This window comes from Microbacterium sp. 4R-513, from assembly GCF_011046485.1.
Classification (GTDB): Bacteria; Actinomycetota; Actinomycetes; order Actinomycetales; family Microbacteriaceae; genus Microbacterium.
In genome coordinates, this window is sequence record NZ_CP049256.1 from 735,701 (window position 1) to 758,804 (window position 23,104).

The 23,104-nt window shown below is 71.9% G+C and carries 18 protein-coding genes and 1 pseudogene; 7 read left to right on the top strand and 12 right to left on the bottom strand.

Annotated elements, in window-relative coordinates; genetic code table 11:
* Positions 1-7: 7 nt before the first annotated feature.
* Positions 8-3,505, bottom strand: a complete 3,498-nt coding sequence (gene rpoB / locus G5T42_RS03175; protein ID WP_165125325.1) for a DNA-directed RNA polymerase subunit beta — start codon at positions 3,503-3,505, stop codon at positions 8-10.
* Between the two features lie 320 nt (positions 3,506-3,825).
* On the opposite strand from rpoB, the gene G5T42_RS03180 reads away from it, so the two are divergent.
* Positions 3,826-6,441 (top strand): DUF4062 domain-containing protein, encoded by a 2,616-nt coding sequence (locus G5T42_RS03180; protein WP_165125328.1) that lies wholly within the window; start codon positions 3,826-3,828, stop codon positions 6,439-6,441.
* A 69-nt stretch (positions 6,442-6,510) separates the two neighbouring features.
* The gene (locus G5T42_RS03185; protein ID WP_165125331.1) at positions 6,511-9,135 is read left to right on the top strand and encodes a DUF4062 domain-containing protein; all 2,625 of its coding nucleotides are present in this window, start codon (positions 6,511-6,513) and stop codon (positions 9,133-9,135) included.
* 9 nt (positions 9,136-9,144) lie between these two features.
* Here G5T42_RS03185 and G5T42_RS03190 read toward each other — a convergent pair whose 3' ends face one another.
* Both G5T42_RS03190 and G5T42_RS03195 read right to left on the bottom strand, forming a co-directional pair.
* The gene (locus tag G5T42_RS03190; RefSeq protein WP_241245935.1) at positions 9,145-10,767 is read right to left on the bottom strand and encodes a 5-oxoprolinase/urea amidolyase family protein; all 1,623 of its coding nucleotides are present in this window, start codon (positions 10,765-10,767) and stop codon (positions 9,145-9,147) included.
* Positions 10,761-11,516, bottom strand: coding sequence for a 5-oxoprolinase subunit PxpA (locus G5T42_RS03195; RefSeq protein ID WP_165125334.1), 756 nt, complete (start codon positions 11,514-11,516; stop codon positions 10,761-10,763). Before G5T42_RS03195 ends, G5T42_RS03190 begins: the two co-directional genes overlap by 7 nt.
* A gap of 123 nt (positions 11,517-11,639) precedes the next feature.
* On the opposite strand from G5T42_RS03195, the gene G5T42_RS03200 reads away from it, so the two are divergent.
* From G5T42_RS03200 to G5T42_RS03210, 3 genes are all read left to right on the top strand, one after another.
* The gene (locus G5T42_RS03200; RefSeq protein ID WP_165125337.1) at positions 11,640-12,506 is read left to right on the top strand and encodes a fused MFS/spermidine synthase; all 867 of its coding nucleotides are present in this window, start codon (positions 11,640-11,642) and stop codon (positions 12,504-12,506) included.
* Positions 12,507-12,608: 102 nt separating this feature from the next.
* Complete coding sequence (locus tag G5T42_RS03205; RefSeq protein ID WP_165125340.1) at positions 12,609-13,130, top strand: tetratricopeptide repeat protein; 522 nt, start codon at positions 12,609-12,611, stop codon at positions 13,128-13,130.
* Between the two features lie 30 nt (positions 13,131-13,160).
* On the top strand, positions 13,161-13,652 hold the full coding sequence (locus G5T42_RS03210; RefSeq protein WP_165125343.1) for a SprT-like domain-containing protein: 492 nt from the start codon (positions 13,161-13,163) through the stop codon (positions 13,650-13,652).
* A gap of 75 nt (positions 13,653-13,727) precedes the next feature.
* Here the strand turns inward: G5T42_RS03210 and G5T42_RS03215 are convergent, their stop codons facing one another.
* Positions 13,728-14,360, bottom strand: a complete 633-nt coding sequence (locus tag G5T42_RS03215; protein ID WP_165125346.1) for a 2-phosphosulfolactate phosphatase — start codon at positions 14,358-14,360, stop codon at positions 13,728-13,730.
* 66 nt (positions 14,361-14,426) lie between these two features.
* Here G5T42_RS03215 and G5T42_RS03220 point away from each other — a divergent pair, with 66 nt between their 5' ends.
* Positions 14,427-14,942, top strand: a complete 516-nt coding sequence (locus G5T42_RS03220; RefSeq protein WP_165125349.1) for a hypothetical protein — start codon at positions 14,427-14,429, stop codon at positions 14,940-14,942.
* A gap of 178 nt (positions 14,943-15,120) precedes the next feature.
* On the opposite strand, the gene G5T42_RS03225 is transcribed toward G5T42_RS03220, so the two are convergent.
* Both G5T42_RS03225 and G5T42_RS03230 read right to left on the bottom strand, forming a co-directional pair.
* Positions 15,121-16,584 carry an ABC transporter permease gene (locus tag G5T42_RS03225; protein WP_165125352.1) on the bottom strand — a complete coding sequence of 488 codons (1,464 nt, stop codon included), beginning with the start codon at positions 16,582-16,584 and terminating at the stop codon, positions 15,121-15,123.
* Entirely contained in the window at positions 16,581-17,396 is an 816-nt protein-coding gene (locus tag G5T42_RS03230; protein WP_165125355.1) for an ABC transporter ATP-binding protein, read from the bottom strand. The genes G5T42_RS03225 and G5T42_RS03230 overlap by 4 nt, the downstream gene beginning before the upstream one ends.
* 178 nt (positions 17,397-17,574) lie before the next feature.
* On the opposite strand from G5T42_RS03230, the gene G5T42_RS03235 reads away from it, so the two are divergent.
* Positions 17,575-18,261, top strand: a complete 687-nt coding sequence (locus tag G5T42_RS03235) for a hemerythrin domain-containing protein (protein ID WP_165125358.1) — start codon at positions 17,575-17,577, stop codon at positions 18,259-18,261.
* Between the two features lie 10 nt (positions 18,262-18,271).
* On the opposite strand, the pseudogene G5T42_RS03240 reads toward G5T42_RS03235, so the two are convergent.
* From G5T42_RS03240 to G5T42_RS03265, 6 genes and pseudogenes are all read right to left on the bottom strand, one after another.
* A pseudogene (locus G5T42_RS03240) lies at positions 18,272-18,911 on the bottom strand (response regulator transcription factor).
* The gene (locus G5T42_RS03245) at positions 18,908-20,059 is read right to left on the bottom strand and encodes a histidine kinase (protein WP_165125361.1); all 1,152 of its coding nucleotides are present in this window, start codon (positions 20,057-20,059) and stop codon (positions 18,908-18,910) included. The pseudogene G5T42_RS03240 and the gene G5T42_RS03245 overlap by 4 nt, the downstream one beginning before the upstream one ends.
* 195 nt (positions 20,060-20,254) lie before the next feature.
* Positions 20,255-21,115: a hypothetical protein gene (locus tag G5T42_RS03250; protein WP_165125364.1), complete on the bottom strand. Its 861-nt coding sequence runs from the start codon at positions 21,113-21,115 to the stop codon at positions 20,255-20,257.
* Positions 21,112-21,465 (bottom strand): helix-turn-helix transcriptional regulator, encoded by a 354-nt coding sequence (locus G5T42_RS03255; protein WP_165125367.1) that lies wholly within the window; start codon positions 21,463-21,465, stop codon positions 21,112-21,114. Before G5T42_RS03255 ends, G5T42_RS03250 begins: the two co-directional genes overlap by 4 nt.
* A 66-nt stretch (positions 21,466-21,531) precedes the next feature.
* Positions 21,532-22,509: a diacylglycerol kinase family protein gene (locus G5T42_RS03260; protein ID WP_165125370.1), complete on the bottom strand. Its 978-nt coding sequence runs from the start codon at positions 22,507-22,509 to the stop codon at positions 21,532-21,534.
* Positions 22,510-22,518: 9 nt separating this feature from the next.
* On the bottom strand, positions 22,519-23,037 hold the full coding sequence (locus tag G5T42_RS03265; protein WP_241245936.1) for an Lrp/AsnC family transcriptional regulator: 519 nt from the start codon (positions 23,035-23,037) through the stop codon (positions 22,519-22,521).
* Between the last annotated feature and the right edge of the window lie 67 nt (positions 23,038-23,104).

Below are 23,104 nucleotides of genomic sequence, written 5' to 3' on the forward strand. Positions count from 1 at the left end.
CGGAGCGTCAGATCTCGTCGATCGACGACGACTCGAACCGCGTGGAGATGTTGATGCCGAGCTCCTCCGCCGCGCGGAAGGCGTCGTCATCCGTGTCGCGGAGGTTGACCGCGGTGCCGTCGGCCGAGAGCACCTCGACGTTCAGGCAGAGCGACTGCATCTCCTTCATGAGCACCTTGAACGACTCGGGGATGCCGGGCTCCTGGATGTTCTCGCCCTTGACGATCGCCTCGTAGACCTTGACTCGGCCGAGGATGTCGTCGGACTTGATCGTGAGGAGCTCCTGAAGCGCGTACGCCGCGCCGTAGGCCTCGAGGGCCCACACCTCCATCTCACCGAAGCGCTGGCCGCCGAACTGCGCCTTACCACCCAGCGGCTGCTGCGTGATCATCGAGTAGGGGCCCGTCGACCGTGCGTGGATCTTGTCGTCCACGAGGTGGTGGAGCTTCAGGATGTACATGTACCCGACCGAGATCGGCGCGGGGAACGGCTCGCCGGAGCGGCCGTCGAAGAGCTGCGTCTTGCCCGAGCTGTCGATGAGGCGGTCGCCGTCGCGCGTGAGGTTCGTCGAGTCGAGCAGACCCGCGATCTCCTCCTCGAAGGCGCCGTCGAACACGGGGGTCGCGACCTTCGTGCCGGGAGCGGCCTCGCGAGCGCCCTCGGGCAGGCGGAGCGCCCACTCGGGATTGCCCTCGACCTTCCAGCCCTGCTTGGCGATCCACCCGAGGTGGGTCTCGAGGACCTGGCCGAAGTTCATTCGACCGGGGATGCCGAGCGGGTTGAGGATCACGTCGACCGGCGTGCCGTCCGCGAGGAAGGGCATGTCCTCGACGGGGAGGATCTTCGCGATGACGCCCTTGTTGCCGTGACGGCCCGCGAGCTTGTCACCCTCGGTGATCTTGCGCTTCTGGGCGATGTAGACGACGACGCGGCGGTTGACGCCCGAGCCGAGCTCGTCGTCGCCGTCCTCGGCGTTGAACTCCTTGACCGCGATGATCGTGCCGGCCTCACCGTGGGGCACCTTCAGCGACGTGTCGCGGACCTCGCGGCTCTTCTCGTTGAAGATCGCGCGGAGCAGGCGCTCCTCGGCCGACAGCTCGGTCTCGCCCTTCGGCGTGACCTTGCCGACGAGGATGTCGCCGGGGCGGACCTCGGCGCCGATGCGGATGATGCCGCGCTCGTCCAGATCCTTCAGCAGGTCGGGGCTCACGTTCGGCAGGTCGCGCGTGATCTCCTCCTTGCCGAGCTTCGTGTCACGGGCGTCGACCTCGTACTCCTCGATGTGGATCGAGGAGAGGGTGTCGTCCTTCACGAGGTTCTGGCTGAGGATGATCGCGTCCTCGAAGTTGTGGCCCTCCCACGTCATGAACGCGACGAGGAGGTTCTTGCCGAGGGCGAGCTCGCCGTTCTCCGTCGCCGGGCCGTCGGCGATGACCTCGCCGGCCTCGACGCGGTCGCCGGCCGAGACCACGACGCGCTGGTTGTACGACGTGCCCTGGTTCGAGCGGTCGAACTTGCGCAGGAAGTAGTCCTGCGTGCCGCCCTCGTCGAGCTGGACCGTCACGACGTCTGCCGAGACCTCGACCACGACACCCGCACGCTCGGCGGTGACGACGTCACCCGCGTCGATGGCCGCGAAGCCCTCCATACCGGTGCCGACGACCGGCGACTCGGAGCGGAGGAGCGGAACGGCCTGGCGCTGCATGTTCGCACCCATGAGGGCGCGGTTGGCGTCGTCGTGCTCGAGGAACGGGATGAGCGACGTCGCGACCGACACCATCTGGCGGGGCGAGACGTCCATGTAGCCGATCTCCTCCGCGTGGAAGAGGTCGACCTCGCCGCCCTGGCCGCGACGGGCCAGCACGCGGTCGTTGGCGAACGTGCCGTCGGCCTTCAGCTCCACACCAGCCTGGGCGACGATGTAGTCGCTCTCCTCGCTGGCGGTGAGGTAGTCGATCTGGTCGGTCACGCGACCGTCGACGACGCGGCGGTACGGCGTCTCGATGAAGCCGAACGCGTTGATGCGCGCGAAGGACGCGAGCGAGCCGATCAGGCCGATGTTCGGGCCTTCCGGCGTCTCGATCGGGCACATGCGGCCGTAGTGCGACGGGTGGACGTCACGGACCTCGACGCCGGCGCGCTCACGCGAGAGGCCGCCGGGGCCGAGCGCCGAGAGGCGGCGCTTGTGGGTCAGACCCGCGAGCGGGTTGTTCTGGTCCATGAACTGCGACAGCTGCGACGTTCCGAAGAACTCCTTGATCGCGGCGACGACGGGGCGCACGTTGATCAGGGTCTGCGGCGTGATCGCCTCGATGTCCTGCGTCGTCATGCGCTCGCGGACGACGCGCTCCATGCGCGAGAGGCCCGTGCGGACCTGGTTCTGGATGAGCTCGCCGACGGCGCGGATGCGACGGTTGCCGAAGTTGTCGATGTCGTCGACGTCGAGACGGATCTCGGCGGCCTGGCCGTTGCGGATGCCGTCGAAGACGGTGTCGCCGCGGTGCAGGCGGACGAGGTACTTGATGGTCGCGACGATGTCGTCGACCGTGAGCACGGAGTCCGACAGCGGGCGGTCGAGGCCGAGCTTCTGGTTGATCTTGTACCGGCCGACCTTCGCGAGGTCGTAGCGCTTCGGGTTGAAGTAGAAGTTGTCCAGGAGCGCGCGGGCGGCCTCGGCGGCGACCTGCTCGCCCGGACGGAGCTTGCGGTAGATGTCGCGGAGCGCGTCCTCCTTGGTGAGGATCGTGTCCTTCGACAGCGTCTCTTCGATCGACTCGAAGCCGGCGAACTCGGTGAGGATGTCCTCGCTCGTGAGGCCGAGCGCCTTGAGGAAGACGGTCACCGACTGCTTGCGCTTGCGGTCGATGCGCACGCCGACCTGGTCGCGCTTGTCGATCTCGAACTCGAGCCATGCACCGCGGCTGGGGATGACACGGGCCGACACGATGTCCTTGTCGGACGTCTTGTCGGGCGTGCGGTCGAAGTAGACGCCGGGCGAACGGACGAGCTGCGACACGACGACGCGCTCGGTGCCGTTGATGATGAACGTGCCCTTGTCGGTCTGGAGGGGGAAGTCGCCCATGAAGACCGTCTGGGTCTTGATCTCACCGGTCTGGTGGTTCATGAACTCGGCCTCGACGTAGAGCGGGGCGGCGTACGTCTTGCCGCGCTCCTTGCACTCCTCGATGGAGTACTTCTCAGGCTCGAGGTACGGGTTCGTGAACGAGAGCTGCATCGTCTCGCTCAGGTCCTCGATCGGCGAGATCTCCTCGAAGATCTCCTCGAGACCGCTGACCTCGGGCACGTCGGTGCGGCCGGCGGCCTGAGCCTCGGCGACACGCGCCTTCCACGCCTCGTTGCCGACGAGCCAGTCGAAGGACTCGGTCTGCAGGGCGAGAAGGTCAGGGACCGTCAGCGTGTCGGAGATCTTGGCGAACGAGAGGCGGGAAGCTCCGCGGCCGTTCTTGGGGGTGGTGGTGGTGGATGCGTTGGGCGCAGCAGCCAAGGGAATTCCTCCGTGGGCCCGTGAGGGCCCGTTTCCTTGTCGTCAGGTGGAGTGCTCGTTCTTCCCCATAGCCCGCATGTCGCACACCGCGATGAAGCGGGGGCACGCGGGCGCAGCCGACCACCATATGAGGGCAGGGGGAATCCAAGAGCGCAACTACCAACTATACGTCGTTCGACGCGCCATGTCCAGCGCGATTCTTGACGAGGGCCTGATGCTGCGGTATAACCCGGGATTTCGGCCTCGGTTCACGGCCCCGGGATACGGGAACAGGATGCCGGGGCATGACATTCCCGCCCGGTCCGGGCCATGATGTGGTCATGGCTGGGGCCCACCGTCCCGCGATCCGCACGCCCGACCAGCGGATCCGGGTCTTCGTCAGCTCGACCCTCCGCGAGCTCGCCGACGAGCGCGCCGCCGCGCGCGCCGCGATCGAACGCATGCGCCTGGCACCTGTCATGTTCGAACTCGGCGCCCGCCCGCACCCGCCCCGCGAGCTGTACCGCTCCTACCTCGAGCAGTCCGACGTGTTCGTCGGCATCTACTGGGAGAGCTACGGCTGGGTCGCCCCTGACGAGCAGATCTCCGGCCTCGAGGACGAATACGACCTCGCCCCCGCCACGATGCCCAAACTCATCTACATCAAGGCATCCGAGAACCGCGAACCCCGCCTCAAGCAGCTCATCGCCCGCATCCAGAAAGACGACCACGCCGCCTACCTCCCCTTCCACACCGCCGAAGAACTCCAAGACCGCATCGCCGACGACCTCGCCACCCTCCTCGCCGAACGCTTCGACGCGGCCGGGGCGGGGGCCGAGGCATCCGGAGAGGATCCGGCTCTGGGCAAGGTCCCCGTGCCGTACTCCTCGACGATCGGCAGAGAGGACGACCTGCGGCGGGTGCGCGAGCTGCTCGTGAAGGGCGGCGACCGCGTCGTGACCCTCGCGGGTCCCGGCGGCATCGGCAAGAGCCGTCTCGCCATCGAGGTCGCCCGCGCGAGCGGCGACCTCTTCCGCGACGGCGTGTATTTCGTGCTGCTCGAGGGCGTGCACGAGCCCGGCCTGCTCCTGTCGACGATCGCCTACTCGCTCGGCGTCCGCGACAGCGGCGCCGTCGACCTCGAGGAGCGCATCGCGCACGCGCTCGCCGGCCGCCGCGTGCTCATCGTCCTCGACAACTTCGAGCAGATCGTGGATGCCGCGCCCGTCCTCGTCCGCCTCTACACGGCCGCCCCGCTCGCGACCTTCCTCGTCACGAGCCGCGTCCTGCTGCGCATCCGCGGCGAGCAGGTCTACGAGGTCGAGGCGCTGTCCGCACCCACGGCGTCCGAGCCCGCCACGATGCATCGCGCCCGGCGGTCGTCCGCCGTCGCGCTCTTCGTCGACCGCGCGCGGGCGGTCCGGCCCGACTTCGTCCTGACCGACGAGAACGTCGGCCACGTCGTGAGCATCTGCCGGCGCCTCGACGGCCTCCCCCTCGCGATCGAGCTCGCCGCGGCCAAGGTGCGGGCGCTCAACCCCGCCGCGATCGACCGGCGGCTCGAGCAGAGCCTCCCGATGCTCGCGGCGACCTCGCGGGACCTGCCGGAGCGGCACCGCACGATGCGGGCCGCGATCGACTGGAGCGTGAGCCTCCTCCCCGCCGTCCAGCGCGACCTCCTCGAAGACCTCGGGGTCTTCGCGACCCGGTTCTCGCTCGACGCCGTCGAGGCGGTGAGCGAGGGGCGCAGCTGGCGGGACGAGGTCCTCGACGCGCTCGGCGCGGTGGTCGACGCATCCCTCGTCAAGCAGGTGGATGTCGGGGGGCGATCGACCTTCTCTCTGCTCGCCACGGTCCGCGAGTACGCGCTCGGGCGACTGGAGGAGCGCGGCGAGGCCGAGACGATGCGCCGGGCGCACGCCGACTACTACGCCGATCTCGTCCGCCGCCTCTCACCGGACCTGCGCGGGCCCGCGCAGATCGAGACGGTGCGGCTGCTGAGCCTCGAGCTGTCGAACCTCCGCGCGGCGGTGCGGCACCTCGTCGCCAGCGATCGGCTCGACGACGCCGGCGACTTCGCGTGGGAGCTCTTCGTGTACTGGTGGATCTCGGGCTTCTTCAGCGAAGTGCGGCTGTGGATGCTGGAGCTGCTCGAGAAGCGGTATCCGATCTCCACCCGCACGCGAGCCGTCGCGGTCTTCTTCACGGTGTGGGGCGAGATGTGGCGGCGTCCGTCGGAGGAGGTCATCGAGCGGCTGGGCGAGTCGTCGCGGCTCTTCCAGGAGAGCGGGGACGCGGATGCCGCGGCCATGGCGCTGGCCGCGCGGGGCTCGACCCGCATGCGGTTCCCCGACCTCGACATGCCCGCCGCGCAGGCCGAGGTCGAGCAGGCGCGGGAGGTCTTCCACCGCCTCGGCAACTGGTGGCTCGAGGCGCTGACGGATGTCGCGCTCGGCCTCCTCGCGATGGCCCGTGGCGCCTTCCCCGAGTCGCTCGAGCACTTCGAGCGGGCGACGGCCACCGGCGTCCGCGAGAAGGACGCCTTCACGCAGGTCGTGGCGGGCAACAATGTCGCGCGCGTGCGGCTGCTCGGCGGCGACGTCGACGGCGCGGTGGCGATGTACCGGACGACGCTCGAGCTCGCGGCCCTCCTGCACTACGACGAAGGCGCGCAGTACGCCCTCGAGGGGATGAGCGCCGTCGCCGCCCTGCGGGGCGACGCGTGGCAGGCGGGCGCCCTGTCCGCGGTCGCGGCGGCCATCCGCCAGCGGGTCGGGCAGTACGACGTCGAGGGCTTCGCCGGCCACCGGGAGCAGCTCGAGGCCGTGCGCGCGTTCCAGCCGGAGGCCGTGGCGGCGGGAGAGCAGGCGGGCGACGACATGAGCATCGCCGAGGCGTACGCGCTGGCCCTTCCCGACGCCGACGTCGCCGTTCAGCGCGCGCTCGCGCAGTGGTGAGCAGGTGACACGCGCCGATCTGCATGCAGATGCATGACAGGAGACGGTGCTCGGGGCCATGATGTGGTCATGGCTGGGGCCCACCGTCCCGCGATCCGCACGCCCGACCAGCGGATCCGGGTCTTCGTCAGCTCGACCCTGCGCGAGCTCGCCGACGAGCGCGCCGCCGCGCGCGCCGCGATCGAACGCATGCGCCTGGCACCTGTCATGTTCGAACTCGGCGCCCGCCCGCACCCGCCCCGCGAGCTGTACCGCTCCTACCTCGAGCAGTCCGACGTGTTCGTCGGCATCTACTGGGAGAGCTACGGCTGGGTCGCCCCCGACGAGCAGATCTCCGGCCTCGAGGACGAATACGACCTCGCCCCCGCCACGATGCCCAAACTCATCTACATCAAGGCATCCGAGAACCGCGAACCCCGCCTCAAGCAGCTCATCGCCCGCATCCAGAAAGACGACCACGCCGCCTACCTCCCCTTCCACACCGCCGAAGAACTCCAAGACCGCATCGCCGACGACCTCGCCACCCTCCTCGCCGAACGCTTCGACGAATCGCGCGAGGCTCGCGACGACGCCGCGCCGGAGTCCGTCGAGCAGCTCGCGGGGAAGGTGCCCGTGCCCTATACGGCCACGATCGGCCGCGAGCGGGATCTGCAGGGTGTGCGCGAGCTGCTCGCCGGCGACCACCGGGTCGTGAGCCTCATCGGCCCGGGCGGGATCGGCAAGAGCCGCCTGGCCATCGAGACGGCGCTCGCGACCGCCGACCTGTTCCCGGACGGCACCTACTTCGTGCCCCTCGAGGGCGTCTTCGAAGCGGGGCTGCTCCTCCCGACGATCGCGTACTTCCTCGGCATCCGCGACAACGGCGAAGCGGCGCTCGAGGAGCGCATCGCGCACGCTCTCGCCGGCCGCCGCGTCCTCGTCGTGCTCGACAACTTCGAGCAGATCGTGGATGCCGCGCCCGTCCTCGTGCGCCTGTACGACCTGGCCCCCCTCGCGACCTTCCTCGTGACGAGCCGGATCGTGCTGCGCATCCGCGGCGAGCAGGTGTACGACGTCGGAGCGCTCACGACCCCCGACGAAGCCGTGCCGACGTCACTCGAGCGTGCCCGGCGATCGACCGCCTGCGCCCTCTTCGTCGACCGCGCCGAGGCCGCCAAGCCGGGATTCGAGCTCACCGACGAGAACGCCCAGTCGGTCGCCGACATCTGCCGTCGCCTCGAGGGCCTTCCGCTGGCGATCGAACTCGCCGCCGCCAAGGTGCGGCTGCTGACGCCCCAGGTGATCGCCGAGCGTCTGCAGCAGAGCCTTCCGCTCCTCACGGCCGCCGTGCGCGATCTGCCCGAGCGCCACCGCACGATGCGCGCGACGATCGACTGGAGCGTGAGCCTGCTGCCGCCGGAGCAGCGCGACCTCCTCGAGGATCTCGGCGTCTTCGCGCGGCGGTTCACACTCGACGCCGTCGAGGCGCTGGGCGTCGGGCGATCGTGGGAGGGGCAGGCGCTCGACGGCCTCACGGCGCTCATCGACGGGTCGCTCGTGAGGTCGTTCGAGATGGCGGGGCAGTCGGTGTACTCGCTGCTCGCGATCGTGCGCGAATACGCGCTCGGGCGCCTGAAGGAGCGGGGCGAGGCCGACCGGATGCGCGCCGCTCACGCCGACTACTACGGCACCGTGGTCACGCGGCTGGCCCCGAGTCTCCGCGGTCGCGGCCAGGCCGACGCCGTCGCCCAGCTCGGCCTGGAGCTGCCGAACCTCCGCGCCGCCGTCCGCCACCTGATCTACACCGACCGGCTGGACGACGCCGGCGACTTCGCCTGGCGCCTGCTCATCTACTGGTGGATCGCCGGATTCTTCGGCGAGGTGCGCGTCTGGATGCTCGAGCTCCTCGAGAAGGAGCAGCCCATCACGCAGCACACGCGCGCCGTCGCGTGGTTCTTCGCACTGTGGGGCGAGATGTGGCAGCGGCCGAGCGAGCAGGTCGTCGCGGGTCTCGGCGAGTGCGTGCGGCTGTTCGCGGAGAGCGGGGACGAGGATGCGTCGGCCATGGCCCTCGCGGCCCGTGCGACGGCACGCATCCAGTACTCGGGCGACGACATCGAGAAGGCCGAGGCCGAGCTCACGGAGGCCGTCGCGAAGCTGCACGACATCGGGAACAACTGGGCCGAGGCCATCACGCTCGTCTCGCTGGCCCGCCTCGCGTGGGTGCGCGGCGACACCGACCTCGCCCTCCAGCGGTTCGACGAGGCCGCGGGTGTCGCCCACGCGAGCGGCGACATCTTCACCAGCTCCGTCGCCGGCAACCTGCGCGCCCGCCTCAACTTCCTGAAAGGCAAGGTCGAGGAGGCCGAAGCGGAGTTCGTCGAGACCCTCCACCTGTCCATCCGGCTGCACTACGACGAGGGCGTCGCCTACGGCCTCGAGGGCGTCTGCGCCATCGCGGCCGCGCGGGGCGACGCCTGGCGTGCGGGTGCGCTCGCGAAGGCCGCCGAGTCGATCCGCCACCGCATCGGCGTATTCGACGCGGAGGCCTTCACCGTCCACACGCCCTACCTCGAGGCGCTCCGCGAGAGCGACCCCGACGGCGTCGCGGCGGGCGAGCGGGACGGTGCCGAGCAGAGCCTCGCCGAGGCGGTCTGCGTAGCGCTGCCCGATGCGGATCAGTCCGCCGTCGCGACGACGCTGGCGCACTGGTAGCCGGCGGCGTCAGCTCGACGGGCGCGCGTGCCGGAAGCGCAGCCGCGTCCCCGGCCGGGCCTGCGCGATCGCGTCGAGCGAGGCATCCGTCGCCACGGCGATGACGGGGTAGCCGCCCGTCACCGGACCGTCCGCCAGGAGGATCGTGGGGCGGCCGCTCGGCGGCACCTGCAGCGCGCCCGGCACCATGCCCTCGCTCGGCAGCTCGCCCTCGCGGGACCGGGCGAGGGCCGGACCGTCGAGCCGGACGCCGACGCGATCGGCGTCGTTCGTGACGGTCCAGATCGCCTCGAAGAGGTCGCGGTGGGCGGAGGCCGCGAACCAGTCGGCGCGCGGACCGGGCGCGAGCTCCACCTCGAGCAGGTCGTCGTGCGGCGCTCCCCACGGCGCGATGGCCGAGGTCGGTATGGCGACGGATGCCTCGTCCCGAAGTGCCAGCTCGTCGCCCGCGTGCAGAGGCCCCGCGCCGAGCCCCGCGAGGAGGTCGGAAGAGCGCGACCCGAGCACCGCCGGGCCGTCGAAGCCCCCGCGGACGGCGAGGTAGGCGCGCGCGCCGTGGGCGAACCAGTCGAGATTCAGCTCTGCGCCGCCGGGCCACGGATGAGCCTCGTACGGATCGACCTCGTGGCCGTCGAGGCGGATCGGCCCCCAGGCGCCGGCGACGGCGAACCAGAGGTCGGCGACGGCGACGGCGCGGAAGCCGCCCATCGTGACCTCGATGCCGGCGGCTCCCTCGTCGTTGCCGACGAGACGGTTGGCGGTGCGCAGCGCTCCGCGGTCGAGTGCTCCCGACGGCGCGACGCCCAGCGCGGCGGACCCGGGGCGACCCAGGTCCTGGAGGACGGCGAGGAGCCCGGGATCGACCACGCGGATGCCGGGGCGGTCGGCCGCTCTTCGGCTCGTGGCCCCCCTCGGCTCTCTGTCGGACGACGGGCTCGAGGCTGCTTCGTGCGCGGGCCGTGCGTCGCCGTCCGCCGCCCGGACGGCCGCTCGCACCGGCCGGAACCGCACGTGCACGCCCGGCGCGAGGAGCGCGGGGGACGCGGCATCCGGATCGAACAGCGGCGCGGAGGTCTTCGCGATGAGCCGCCAGCCCCCCGGGGTGTCACGGGGATAGGCACCCGAGAAGACGCCGGCCAGGCCGATCGACCCGGCCGGAACGCGCGTGCGCGGGCTGTCGAGCCGGGGCACGTCGTGCGACCAGTCGCGGCTCGCGAGATACCCGAAGCCGGGGGCGAAGCCCGTGAAGGCGACCGTCCACGCCGCGCCCGCGTGTTGGGCGACGAGCGCGTCCGCCGACAGTCCGAGGAGCGCCGCCGTCTCGTCGAGGTCGGCGCCGTCGTACACAGCGTCGAGCTCCACGGTGCACGTCTCGCGGGGCGGGGCGGCCGAGGCATCCGTCGCCGTCATCGTGCGGTCGAGCCAGGAGCGCGCGGCCGCGAGCGTCAGCACGCGCGGGTCGATCCGCACCAGGACGGTGCGCGCCGCGGGCACGAGGTCGACCACGCCGCGGGGGCGGGATGCCTCGAGCCCCGCGTGCAGTGCGAGCACCTCGTCGAGCGACCCCACCTCCGCGAGGAGCGCGCGGTCGCCCATCGGCAGCACCCGCACAGCCGTCGAAGGGCTCACCACGGCGCGCGCACCTCGATCCGCTCCTCGTCGAGAGCCGCGCGGACGGCACGAGCCATCGCGACCGCGGCGGGCGAGTCTCCGTGCAGGCAGAGCGACCGCGCGTCGGCGACGACGTCGGAGCCGTCGACCGCATCCACGCGCCCCTCGCGCGCGAGGCGCACGGCTCGCGCCGCGACGCGAGCGGGGTCGTCGAGCAGGGCACCGGCCTCTCCGCGCGGAACGAGCGACCCGTCGGCGAGGTACCCACGGTCGAGGAAGGCCTCCCGCACGAACGGCAGCCCGCGAGCCTCTGCCGCCGCGCGGATCTCGCCGTCGAGCCCGAGGACGGCAAGAGCGCGGCCGAGCCGGTCCGACGCCTCCGAGACCGCCGCGACAACGGCCTCGGCCTCCGCGCGGTCCGTCGTGATCGCGTGGTAGAGGGCGCCGTGCGGCTTGACGTACCGCAGATCAGCGCCGGCGGCGGCGAGGGCTGCGAGCTGCGCGGCGACGGTCGCACGCAGCTCCGCGGGGTCGAGGGCGATCCGCACTCGGCCGAATCCCGCACGATCGGGATAGGACGGGTGCGCTCCGATCGCGACCCCGAACCGTTCGGACCGCGCGACCGCCTCGCGCATCGACGCTGCATCGCCGGCATGCCCGCCGCACGCCACGTTCGCGCTCGACACGACGGCGAACATCGCCTCGTCGTCCGCCGTCGGGACGCCGTCGACGGTCTCGCCGAGGTCGGCGTTGAGGTCGATCGAGGCCATGGAACAACGGTAGCGCCGGGCGCTTCCGGTGCTCCCGATCGTGGGGGCGCAGACGGTCGCCGGCGCCGCGGGCGGGCGGCGCCCGACAGCCGAGTGTGCCCGGGCTGCCGATAGCGTTGAGCCATGGCCAGGGCGCGGCGGGAACCGAGTGACGACCCGCAGACCCGACTCTCGGACGGCACCCTCGCCCGGATCCTGGTCTCGGACTTCACGAGCGGCTACGAGCTCATCGTCGACGGCACCCCGCAGTCGCACGTCGATCTCGACGACCCGACGCACCTGCACTTCGAGTACATCGCGCGCATGGGGGCGGTGATCGACAGGCTCCGGATGCCGGGACAGCCTCTCACCGCCGTGCATCTGGGCGCCGGGGCTCTGACGATCCCCCGCTATGTCGAGGCGACGCGTCCCGGTTCCCGGCAGCAGGTCATCGAGCTCGAGCCGGCGCTCGTCGAGCTCGTGCGGGAGCACCTGCCCCTGCCGAAGGGCGCCGCGATCCGGGTTCGTATCGGAGACGCGCGAGACGGGCTCGGGCGCCTCCCGGCGGCTCTCGTGGGGGCCGTCGACCTGCTCGTGTCGGACGTGTACTCGGGTGCGCAGACACCGGCGCACCTCACGACGATCGAGTTCTACACCGCCGCCGCCCGGCTGCTCGCACCGGACGGCGTGCTGCTGGTCAACGTCGCCGACGGCTCGGGGCTCTCGTTCGCGCGGCGCCAGGTCGCCACCGTCCGCGCCGTGCTGCCGCACGTCGTCGTGCTCGCCGAGGTGCAGACCCTCAAGGGCCGGCGGTTCGGGAACCTCGTCATCGCGGCGTCGGCGGCACCGCTTCCGACGGAATGGCTGCCGCGGCTCATGGCGGCGGGCCCCCACCCGGCGAAGGTCGCGCAGGGCGCCGAGCTCGACGAGTTCGTGCGCGGCGCCCGGCCCGCGACCGACGCCGATGCGACGCCCTCGCCGAAGCCCGCGGCATCCGTCTTCGAGCGCTGATTCCGACCTCGCGGCGAAGCACCCCGGCGTGCCGAGCCGGAGGCGGCGGCGCCTCGGGGCACACTGGGTGAGCGCGCCGGTGACAGCGGAGAGGAGTCGACGGTGAGCTTCATCCACGGATACGACCCCGACACGCTTCGTGAGCAGATCGACCCGCGCCAGTGCAAGGAGCGGCTCGACGAGATCGGCGAACAGCGAAGCCTTCCCGCCCTTCTGGAGCGGGTCTGGCTGCTGAAGGTTCTCGACAGGCTCGACGATGCGCTGGTGCTCTCGGAGCAGTCGGTGCGGCTCGCCCGCATGGCCGGCACCCGCAAGGACCTGCTGCGCGCACGCATCCTGCACGCCTCGGTGCTGCAGTTCCGCGGCGCGTACGCGGCCGCCGACCAGGAGCTGACGACGTGCGCCGAAGAGGCCGAGGGGCAGGGGTGGAGCGCCATCGCCGCCTTCGCCTACCAGCACCGCGGCAAGACGCACTACGAGGCCGGCGACTTCGAGCGGGCGAGGCGCGACTTCAAGCGCGCGCTCTTCCTGCGCCAGGAGTCCGGGGCCTCCGACGACCAGCTCGAGGCGACCCTCCTCGCCGTCGACGCCGCCGACCGTCGCCGGGCGCGGGTCGCCAGCTGACTGTCGCACCTTCGTTCTAGTCTTCTCCGCATGTCGGAACTGCAACGCGTGCGCCGTTGGGCGGAGGCGCTCATCGCGACCCACCTCGACGATTCGTGGTCGTTCGCATTCGACAACGCGAAGCGCCGCGCGGGCCTGTGCGACTACACGCGCAAGCGCATCACGGTCTCCCGCTACCTCTCCGCGCGCTACGACGACGACACCAACCACCAGACTCTCCTCCACGAGGTCGCGCACGCCCTGGCGGGACCGGATGCCGCGCACGGCCCGCGCTGGAAGGCCGTGGCCCGAGAGCTCGGCTATGTCGGCGGCGTGACCCACCAGGGCGAGACGGCGGTCGAGCTCGCGCCGTGGGTGGGTGTGTGCCCGTCGGGCCACACGGCCTACCGTCACCGGCGGCCCGCCCGCGCGACGTCGTGCGTCAAGTGCGCGCCGCGGTTCGACCAGCGCTACCTCTTCACCTGGACCCGGCGTGAGATCACGCCGGCGACGCGGCTCGCCGCCATGACGCCCCGCGACTGACGGTCCTGTCGAGCGAAAGCGTGCGGCGGGGGTCGTCTCCGCCCGCTCGCGCGACGACCGGAACCGACGGCGCGCTCAGAGCGCGACGAAGACCCCGTCGACCAGCATCGGCACCACCGACGACGCGTCGACCGCTGCCGCGGCGTGCACCTCGTCCCGCCGGCCGGAGAGCTCCCGCCCCGAGCCGCTCGCCGTCAGGAGGTGCCGCATCGCGCCGCGGAGCGGGCGGAACGCCTCTGCCGCAGCGGCGGCTTCGGGCGACGAATGATCGATGCCTCGGTCGCTGAGCGCCGCGATGATCGCGCCGGCGCCGAAGAGGTCCTCGACGGCGAAGCGCAGCGGCGCTCCCGGCTCGCGCGACGTCGCCTCGCCGGCGGCGATGACGGCGACGCTCGTGCGCGCGGCGCGACGCTCCTGCTCCGCCAGCACGGCGTCCGCGACAGCGGCGGCGTTGCGCAGACCGCCCATCAGCACCATGCCGCTCGCCGCCTCGGCGACGGCCACGCCGTTGATCGAGACGGCGCGGGACGCGGCATCCGTCGCCATCGTCTCGCCCCGCTCGATGGCCTGGATGACGGTCGACGAGAAGCGCAGCACGTCGACGACCACCACGATGTCGGCGGGCGCGAGTCGGGCGAGGCCGGCGACGCCCCACTCGAACCGCACCTGGTACGTGGACTGATCGAACGGATGCTGCGGCGACGACACCCCGACAGCCTAGGCGGGGCTCCGCAAGCCCCCGAACCGGCCCGGGTGCGATGCAAGACTGGGCGCATGCGCGTTCTGCTCAAGCTCGTGATCGACTGCGACGCCGATGCCGCCTGGCGGGCGGTCCACTCCCCCCGGGCCGTCGCGGAGCTCTACGGCCCGCTGATGGACCTCGACCCGCTCGTGCCGCACGGGCTGCCGACGTCGTGGTCGCCCGGCGACGACGTGCCCGTGCAGCTGAGCGCGCTCGGCCTTCTGCCCGTGGGACGCCAGCTCATCCATATGAGCGAGCGCACCGTGGAGGACCGTCACGGAACGGTGCGGATCTTCCGCGACAGCGGCATCCCGCTCACCGGCCCCCTCGCGAGCCTCGACGTGTGGGATCACCAGATGGCGATCTCGCAAGCACCGGGCGACCCGTCCCGAACTCTGTGGCGCGACCGCCTCGTGATCGGCGGACCGACCGCCCCCGGTCTCTGGCCCGTGCTCTGGACGGTGTGGCAGTGGCGGGCTGCGCGCATCAAGGCGCTCGCCCCGACGTGGGCCCACGACCCCGAGCCGGAAGAGCCGCTCGCCGCCTGAACCGCGAGGCGAATCCCGTCGCCGGGTGATCCGGCGGCTCGCGCGATGACGCGGGCGAGCCCGGCGGTGGCGTCGAAACGACAGAGGGATGCCGCGGCCGAAGCCTGGCCGCGGCATCCCGTGCCGGCTCGGCGGCGTCCCGATGCGACGCCGAGCATCCCCCACCCCGCGGGCGCCCCTACTCCGCAAGCGCCTCGACGGGTGCCACGCGGGTCGCGAGCCGCGTCGGAACGACCGCCGCCACCAGGGTCAGCGCAGCGGTCGCCGCGACGATGATGACGACGGGCCAGAACGGCACCGCCGGTGCCACGAGGTTCATGGTGCGCGGTGCCTCCGGATCGATCGGCACCGATCCGAGGAGCGACTGCGCGCCGGCCCAGCCGTACGCGATGCCGAGCACCAGCCCGGTCACGAGAGCGGCGATCGTGATGTGGGCGGCCTCGAGGAGCACGACCCGGCGCACCTGTCCGTTCGACAGGCCGAGGGCCCGGAGAAGGCCCAGCTCGCGGCGACGCTGCACGACTCCGAGGGTCAGGAGGTTGACGAGGCCGACACCCGCGATGACCGCGGAGACGGCGACGAGCCCCATCATGATCGCTGCGAACGAGTCGATCACGGTCGACATCTCGCCGGGCAGCTCGCCACCGGCCGACATCGTGAGCACGGCCTTCACCGTCTCGAGGGCGACGGCGAACATCGTGACGAGCGTCACCCCCATGACCACCCCGATCGCCATACGGCTTGACCGCTCGGGGTAGCGCAGGGCGTTCTCGGCGGCGAGGCGCGCCGTCGCCGACGAGCCGAAGGCACGGCCGACGAGCCGCAGGATCGGCGGCATGACGAGCGTCGCGCCGAGCGCGAGCCCCGTGAACGAGAGGATGCCTCCGACGAACGCGACCATCACGCCGAGCGGCGTGTAGAGCCCCGCGAGGATGCCCAGGGCGAGCAGGCCGCCGCCGATCGCGAAGAGCACAAGCGCGACGATGTTGCGTCCGCTGCGGCGGGCGAGGGTCTCGTGGGATGCCTCGACCGAGCCGCCGAGCGCCTGCAGCGGAGTCACGGTCAGCACGCGCCGGGATCCCGCCCATGCGGCGGCCCACGTCGTGAGGGCGACGATCGCGGCGGGGATGAGGAGCGCCCCCTGGACGACCGAGTACGACACGCCTTGCAGGCCGAGGAGCTCGATCATCAGCCACACCCCCGCCCCGGCGAGCGCCGTGCCGGCGACGAGGCCGGTGAAGGCGCCGATGACGCCGACCGTGAGGCCCTGGCGGGCGACCTCGCCGCGCTGAGACCGCGCCGAAGCTCCGATGAGCCGGAGCAAGGCGATCTGCCGCGTGCGTCCGGCGACGACGGTCGAGAAGGTGTTCGCCGTCACGATCGCCGCGACGTAGACGGCGACGCCCACCAGCAGCGTCGTGAGGAAGCTCAGAACGAAGGCGAGCGTGCCGCTGTCGCCGACGTACGGGTCGGCGCGCAGTATCGCCGCGATGAAGCCGGTCGCCGAGATGAGCACGACGCCGAAGGCGCTCGACAGGGCCGCGACGAGGATGCTCGCGCCCATACCGCGTTCGCGGAGCCACACGAGGGGGGCGGATGCCGCGGCTCGAGGCATCCGTCCGTCCACCGCGACGGCGGTCATGCCGACACCTCCGCGGCGGCGGTGGCCGGGGCGGCCGTCGCAGCCGGCGAGCCCGCACCGAGCTCGGCGGCGAGCATGTACGCCGAGATCTCCTCGGCGGTCTGACGCGGCTTGTCGGCGGTGATGCGGCCGTCGCCGAGGAAGAGCACGCGGTCGGCATGACTCGCGGCGATGGGGTCGTGCGTCACCATCGCGATCGACTGGCCGTGCTCGCGGGTCGCCGTCTGCAGGAGCGTGAGCACCTCGCGGCCGCTGCGCGAGTCGAGATTGCCCGTCGGCTCGTCGGCGAAGACGAGATCGGGCGCCGTCGCCAGAGCGCGGGCGATGGCGACCCGCTGCTGCTGGCCGCCCGAGAGCTGGTGCGGGCGGTGGCGCAGACGCGAGCCGAGACCCAGCGACTCGACGAGGCCGTCGATGCGGGCACGCTCGAGCGCCGACGGCCGGCGTCCGTCGAGGTCGAAGGGAAGCAGGATGTTGCCGAGGGCGTCGAGGGTCGGCACGAGGTTGAAGGCCTGGAAGACGAAGCCCACGCGGCGGCGGCGCAGGACCGTGAGGTCGAGGTCGCTCAGACCCGTGATCTCGGTGTCGCCGATCCAGGCGCGGCCTCGGGTCGGGGCATCCAGTCCCGCCATGATGTGCATGAGCGTCGACTTGCCGGACCCGGACGGGCCCATGATGGCCGTGAACTCGCCGCGACGGATGCCGACGCTCACGCTGTCGAGCGCCGTGACCTCGCCCTCGCCGGTGCCGTAGGTCTTGGTGAGCTGCTGGACCCGGGCGGCCAGGCCCAGGTCGGTCGATGAGATGTGCATGCCTTCGACGCTAGGGAGGGGCGCCGCGCTGCCGCGTCGGTCGCAAGAGGCATCCGCGTACATCTCCAGGATGATCCCGTCGCCGTCCGCACCCGGGGAGCGCCGGCAGGACGATCGGCTCTTCCGCGGGCGGGCGCGTGCCGCTAGCGTCGTGCGCGAGTCAGCGAAGGAGCCCGACATGCCCGCCACTCCCCTGCCGCCGAGCGGTGACGTCCCGAAGGCCAAGACGTGCGATGCGAGCGGCATGGCCGAGATCCATCGCATGTACAAGGCGGGGTTCGGCGAGGCGCCGCGTCTCGTGAGGGGAGTCGCCCAGGGCGACACCGCACACGCCGAGGTCGTCGCGGGCCAGCTCGACCTGCTGTCGGCAGCGCTGCACGCCCACCACGAGGGCGAGGACGAGCGGCTCTGGGCGCCCCTGGCCGAGCGCGCCCCGGCGTGCGCCGTGCACGTCGAGCGCATGAAGCAGCACCACGCCGAGCTGCTCGTGCACCTGAACGCGATGGATGCCGCGCTGCCGGCGTGGCGACGGTCGGCGGGGACCATGGATGCCGCGCCCCTCCTGGCGGCGCTCGACGGCGTCAACGGAGCCCTGGCGGTGCACCTGCCCGACGAGGAGACGAACATCGTGCCGGTCATGGAGACGGTCATCACCCAGCCCGAGGTGGAGTGGTTCTCGGAGCACGGCCGCAAGGCGACTCCGAAGGGGCAGACCTGGAACTCGCTCGGACTCATCCTCGAGTCGCAGCCCGACGGCGGCGATCAGTGGATGCGCAAGAACCTGCCCGGGCCCGTGCGGCTGCTCTGGCGCTGGGTCGGCAAGCCGAAGTACGCGAAGCACCGCGCCGCCCTCGAAGGGCGCTGACCCGGCCTGATCAGGCCAGGCCGTGCTCGAAGGCGAAGACCACGAGCTGCACGCGGTCGCGCAGTCCGAGCTTCGTGAGGATGCGGCTGATGTGTGTCTTCACCGTCGCCTCCGAGAGGAACTCGCGGGCCGCGATCTCGGCGTTGGAGAGCCCCCGCGCGGCCAGTGCGAAGATCTCGCGCTCGCGGTCGGTCAGCTCGCTGTAGGCGGGCGGCACCGGCTGGGGCGACGCATCCGTGAAGTGCGCGAACAGGTCGCGGGTGGCCGATGCCGCGATCACGGCCGACCCCGCGTGCACCGTGCGGATCGCCGCGAGGAGGAACTCCGGGTCGGCGTCCTTGAGCAGGAACCCACTCGCGCCCTGGCGGATCGCGCGGGCCGCCGCCTCGTCGAGGTCGAACGTCGTCAGCATGACGATGCGCGGGGGGCGCGTCGTCGCGCAGCAGCTCCACCGTCGCGGCGAGGCCGTCGAGCACGGGCATGCGGATGTCCATCAGCACGACGTCGGGCCGCGTCGCCCGAACGACCGCAAGAGCCTCGCGACCGTCGGATGCCTCGCCCACCACCTCCAAGTCGGGCTGGGAGTCGACGAGCATCCGGATGCCGGCGCGGAACAGGGCCTGGTCGTCGACCAGCACGACCCGGATCATGCGGCCGCCCCGACCGGGAGACTCGCCCGGACCACGAACGCCCCGTCGACCGCTTCGGCGGTGAGGCTCCCGCCGGCGAGCTGGGCACGCTCGCGCATGCCGATGACGCCGTGTCCCGCGCCGGGCGCGGCATCCGTCTTCGTCCGATTCCGCACCGAGAGGTCGACGCGGTCCGCGAGCCAGGCGATCCGCACATTCACCGTCCCCCCGTCGCCGTGGCGCAGGGCATTCGTGAGGGCCTCCTGAAGCACGCGGTACACGGCGAGCTGCACGGCGGCCGGGGGCTCGCCCGGCGGGGCGGGGTCGATGTCGACGCGCAGGTCGACGCCCGCAGCCCGCACCTGCGCGTAGAGCTCTTCGAGGTCGGCCAGGGTCGGCTGCGGGCCGTCGCCCTGGCTGTGGCGCAGCTGCGACAGGAGCAGCCGCACGTCCGCGAGCGCCGAACGGGCCGTCGACGAGATGGTGCCGAGGGCGGCCGTGGCGACCGTGGGATCGGATGCCGCGGCATACCGCGCCCCGTCGGCCTGCGCGATGACGACGGCGAGCGAGTGCGCCACGACGTCGTGCATGTCGCGTGCGATCCGCACCCGCTCCTGCTCCGCGACGGTCTCCTCCTCGGCGCGGCGCTGCGCTTCGCGGGTGACCCGCGCGCGCAGTGCCGTGCGGACGAGCGCGCCGACCGTCCACGCGAGCATCAGCGCGAACGTCGCCGCGATGAGCACGGCCGCCGCCGTCGTGATCGTGGACCAGTCGAGCCCCGTGACGACGACCGGTCCCGCGAAGAGGTAGAGCGTGATGACGGCCGCGCCGACGATCGTCGACGAGAACCCGAGCCAGAAGACCAGGCGCGATCCATACGCCGCCGTGGCGTACAGCACGGCGAAGATCGCGAAGTCGGCGAATCCGGGGCTGCGGCCGAAGCTCATCTGTACGATCGCGCCCAGCCACGCGAGGCCGAGCGACAGGCCCGGCGAGAGCCGGCGCACCGCGAGCGCCCCCGCGAAGATCACGACGACGAGCGCCGTCCCGAGCGCGTTGCTGTCGACGGTCCGTCCCAGCGCGATCTCGATGGGGGCCGCGACAGCGGCGAAGAGGCCCGCGAGCAGGACGTCGACGACGATCTGGGCGGTCGTGAGGCGGCGGAACATCGGCTTCACGCTACGGGACGACGGGATGCCGCGGCATCCGTCGCGCGATGTATCCACGTCGTCCTGCCGGCGGACACGACGCGGGTCCGGGATGCCTGCCGAGGGCATCCCGGACCGCGGGCCGGCACGTGCGGGGTCGCGGCGGAGCCGCGGCCGTGCCGGGTCGAGGAGCGAGGGGGCTGCGCCCCTCGCGGGTCAGGCGACGAGCGTCGGGGCGTTCACCGACTCCACGGTGCGCGTGGCGGGCGCTCGAGTGGCGACGAGGAGGGCGATGCCCGCGCCGAGGATGATCAGAGCGATGCCGAAGGCGACGAACGGCGACGTCACGGCACCCGGAGCGAGACCGAGCATCGGCATGATCGCCGCCGCACCCAGAAGCAGTCCCCCGAGTGCCCCGCCCGCTCGGGCGAGAGCACCGGGAGCGCTGCAGCGGGCGACCTGGAAGAGCGCCCCGGCCGCCACGGCCAGGCCGAAGATCATCAGCGGCGGCAGCCAGTACGCGACGACGGTCGGCAGGGACCCCATGGCGACGAGCGCTGCGCTCGTGCGCGGCGCCTTGTAGCTGCAGGCGATCCCCGCGACGAGGATCGCGAGGTAGGTGAAGCACTGCGCTGCCGCCTCGGGGAGCGGCGCGTAGTCGCCCACGAGGTTGTCGATGCCGGCGCTGAGGAAGATCGCGGCGAGCACGGCGGCTCCTGCGACCCACCACCAGCGGGCGAGGGTGTTTCCGAGAGGGTTCATGGCGGATGCCTTTCGTTCGGCCCGCTGACCCCGCATCGCCAGGCGCTGTGTTCGTACCCACAGCAGGTCGTCGGGCACGCCGCCCACGACCCGCCACGCGATCGACCCGGCGACGGCGACGGATCGCCTGCCGGTCTCGCGTGCTTCGGCCCGCTGCTCCCACAGGTCGGACTCGATCTCGGCACGGCGACGCTCGGCCGCCTCCGTGCCCACGAGTCCGGAGTACCAGCGGACCCAGTGCCGGGCGACGGCCGCGGCGGCTTCGGCCGCCCGGTCGTCACCCGCACTCCGGTTCGGAGCCGTCGTGGCGCTCATAGCGCCTCCCACGCGGCGCGCCCGACGGGGGCGACGTGCGCGGTCTCGGCCCGGTGCGCGGCGAGCGCGAGCTGGCCCGCGCCCGTCACGCCATAGAGACGGCGGCGCGGACGCCCCTCATCCTGCGCGGCTTCGGCATCCTCCCACTCGCTCTCGAGCAGACCGGCCTTCTCGAGCCTGCCGAGCGCCTTGTAGAGGGTGCCGTGCGCCGTGAGCGTCGACCCGTCGCCGGCGAGCATCTTCGCGAGCGCGAACCCGTGGAAGTGCTCGTCGCCGGACCGGCGCAGCCGCAGCGCCGCGTCGAGGATCTGCGCCTCGAGAGGCACCAGCGTTCCCGCACGTCGTCTCATGGCTCACAGTATTGAGCAGATATCTTCCCATTGTCAATAGGAAGATATGGATTCCGTCTGCGGCGGCTACTCGCGGGCGGCCCCCGGCGCGTATACCCGCAGCGCCTCGGGCACGACGATGCACCGCAGCACATAGCCGCGCGGGGTCTCCTCCTCCAGCTCGCCGTCGTGCACATAGATCGAGGGGCCGCCGTCCGCCGCGCGCACCGACAGCGTCAGCTCGCGCACGACGAGCCGCTCGACATCGGAGTCCGGGGGCATGAGGCGGACCGCGCGGAGGATCGCCGTCGTCTTGCGTCCGAAGGCGAGCGATGCGACGGCGCGCAGCCGGGAGCCCCGCGCGTGATGGATGCGGACATCAAGAAGGTCGTCGTGGATCGTCTGCCGCTGCATCATCGCGACGCGGTCGGGGGCGTTGCGGCCGACGCTCACGAAGACCGACCAGACCTTCGCGTGGCGCCCGTCCCTGCCGATGACGACCGGGGTCGCGTCGCGCAGCGCACGCCAGGTCGCCGCCACGCCGCCGAACCACTTGCCCATGTCGTCCATACGGTCCTCGCGCTCCGCGATGACCTGCGGGTAGGTGCCGACCGAGACCGCGTTGAGCACCGTGACCGGCTCGCCGTCGTCTGCGCAGACCTCGGCGGCGGTCACCGGCATTCCTTCACCCGCCACCAGCGCATCGATCGCGGCGTCGACGCTCTCGAGCCCGACGGCCCGCGCGAAGTGGTTGAAGGTGCCGCCCGGGAGCACGAGCAGCGGAAGGCCGTGCTGTCGCGCCAGGTGCGCCATGCGCGACACCGACCCGTCGCCGCCGAGGATGCCCAGCACAGTGGGCGGGTCCTCGCCCTCGATCGCGCGGGCGACGACATCGCTCAGCAGCTCTCCCTCGAGGAGCTCGTGCACCCGCGCCTCGGGGAGCCGCTCGCCGATCAGACCGCCGGGATCGCGCCGGATCACATCCCGCCCCGACTGCGGATTCCGCACGATGAGCACACCCGCACCCGTCGGATGCGGCTCGAGAGACTTCCCCTGCTTCCCCATCCGGGGAGGCTATCGGTCCGGGCCCGCCACGTCGTCCCCTTGCGCGGGCTCGACCGGCCGGTTCTCGTAGAAGGTCTGGAGCACCACTGTCGTGCGCGTGTTGACCGACGCCGCCAGACGGATGTCGCGGATGAGGGCTTCCAGCTCGCGCGGCGACGGGACCCGCACGAAGAGCATGTAGCTCGCGTCGCCCGCGATGGAGTGGCAGGCCTCGATCGCCGTGAGGTGCTCGAGCAGCTCGGGCGCGTTGTCCGGCTGAGCGGGATCGAGCGGCGTGATCTCGATGAATGCCGCGAGCGGCCGGCCCACCGCCTCCGGGTCGAGCACCGCGCGGTAGCCGACGATGACCCCGCGGGCCTCGAGGCGACGCAGGCGCGCCTGGACGGCCGAGACCGACAGGCCGACGGCCTTCGACATGTCGGCGAGCGTCGCTCGCGCGTCGCGTGACACCTCGCGGATGATGCTCGCATCGACCGGATCGTCGACGCGGGCGGGCGGCATCCCGTCCGTCGTCTGGTCACCACTCATGTGCGTGAGGTTATCCCCTTTGACCCGCACCGGAAGGATTTCGGCGCGGGATCGATTTGGCCGGAGG

What these genes read in the sequence shown, in the direction of transcription:
- G5T42_RS03185 (WP_165125331.1), top strand. Translation starts at nt 6,511, where the DNA reads ATGGCTGGGGCCCACCGTCCCGCGATCCGCACGCCCGACCAGCGGATC.
- G5T42_RS03195 (WP_165125334.1), bottom strand. Translation starts at nt 11,516, where the DNA reads ATGGCCTCGATCGACCTCAACGCCGACCTCGGCGAGACCGTCGACGGC.
- G5T42_RS03230 (WP_165125355.1), bottom strand. Translation starts at nt 17,396, where the DNA reads ATGCACATCTCATCGACCGACCTGGGCCTGGCCGCCCGGGTCCAGCAG.
- G5T42_RS03260 (WP_165125370.1), bottom strand. Translation starts at nt 22,509, where the DNA reads ATGGGGAAGCAGGGGAAGTCTCTCGAGCCGCATCCGACGGGTGCGGGT.
- G5T42_RS03265 (WP_241245936.1), bottom strand. Translation starts at nt 23,037, where the DNA reads ATGAGTGGTGACCAGACGACGGACGGGATGCCGCCCGCCCGCGTCGAC.
- G5T42_RS03245 (WP_165125361.1), bottom strand. Translation starts at nt 20,059, where the DNA reads ATGTTCCGCCGCCTCACGACCGCCCAGATCGTCGTCGACGTCCTGCTC.
- G5T42_RS03180 (WP_165125328.1), top strand. Translation starts at nt 3,826, where the DNA reads ATGGCTGGGGCCCACCGTCCCGCGATCCGCACGCCCGACCAGCGGATC.
- G5T42_RS03200 (WP_165125337.1), top strand. Translation starts at nt 11,640, where the DNA reads ATGGCCAGGGCGCGGCGGGAACCGAGTGACGACCCGCAGACCCGACTC.
- G5T42_RS03255 (WP_165125367.1), bottom strand. Translation starts at nt 21,465, where the DNA reads ATGAGACGACGTGCGGGAACGCTGGTGCCTCTCGAGGCGCAGATCCTC.
- G5T42_RS03225 (WP_165125352.1), bottom strand. Translation starts at nt 16,584, where the DNA reads ATGACCGCCGTCGCGGTGGACGGACGGATGCCTCGAGCCGCGGCATCC.
- G5T42_RS03220 (WP_165125349.1), top strand. Translation starts at nt 14,427, where the DNA reads ATGCGCGTTCTGCTCAAGCTCGTGATCGACTGCGACGCCGATGCCGCC.
- G5T42_RS03235 (WP_165125358.1), top strand. Translation starts at nt 17,575, where the DNA reads ATGCCCGCCACTCCCCTGCCGCCGAGCGGTGACGTCCCGAAGGCCAAG.
- G5T42_RS03250 (WP_165125364.1), bottom strand. Translation starts at nt 21,115, where the DNA reads ATGAGCGCCACGACGGCTCCGAACCGGAGTGCGGGTGACGACCGGGCG.
- G5T42_RS03210 (WP_165125343.1), top strand. Translation starts at nt 13,161, where the DNA reads ATGTCGGAACTGCAACGCGTGCGCCGTTGGGCGGAGGCGCTCATCGCG.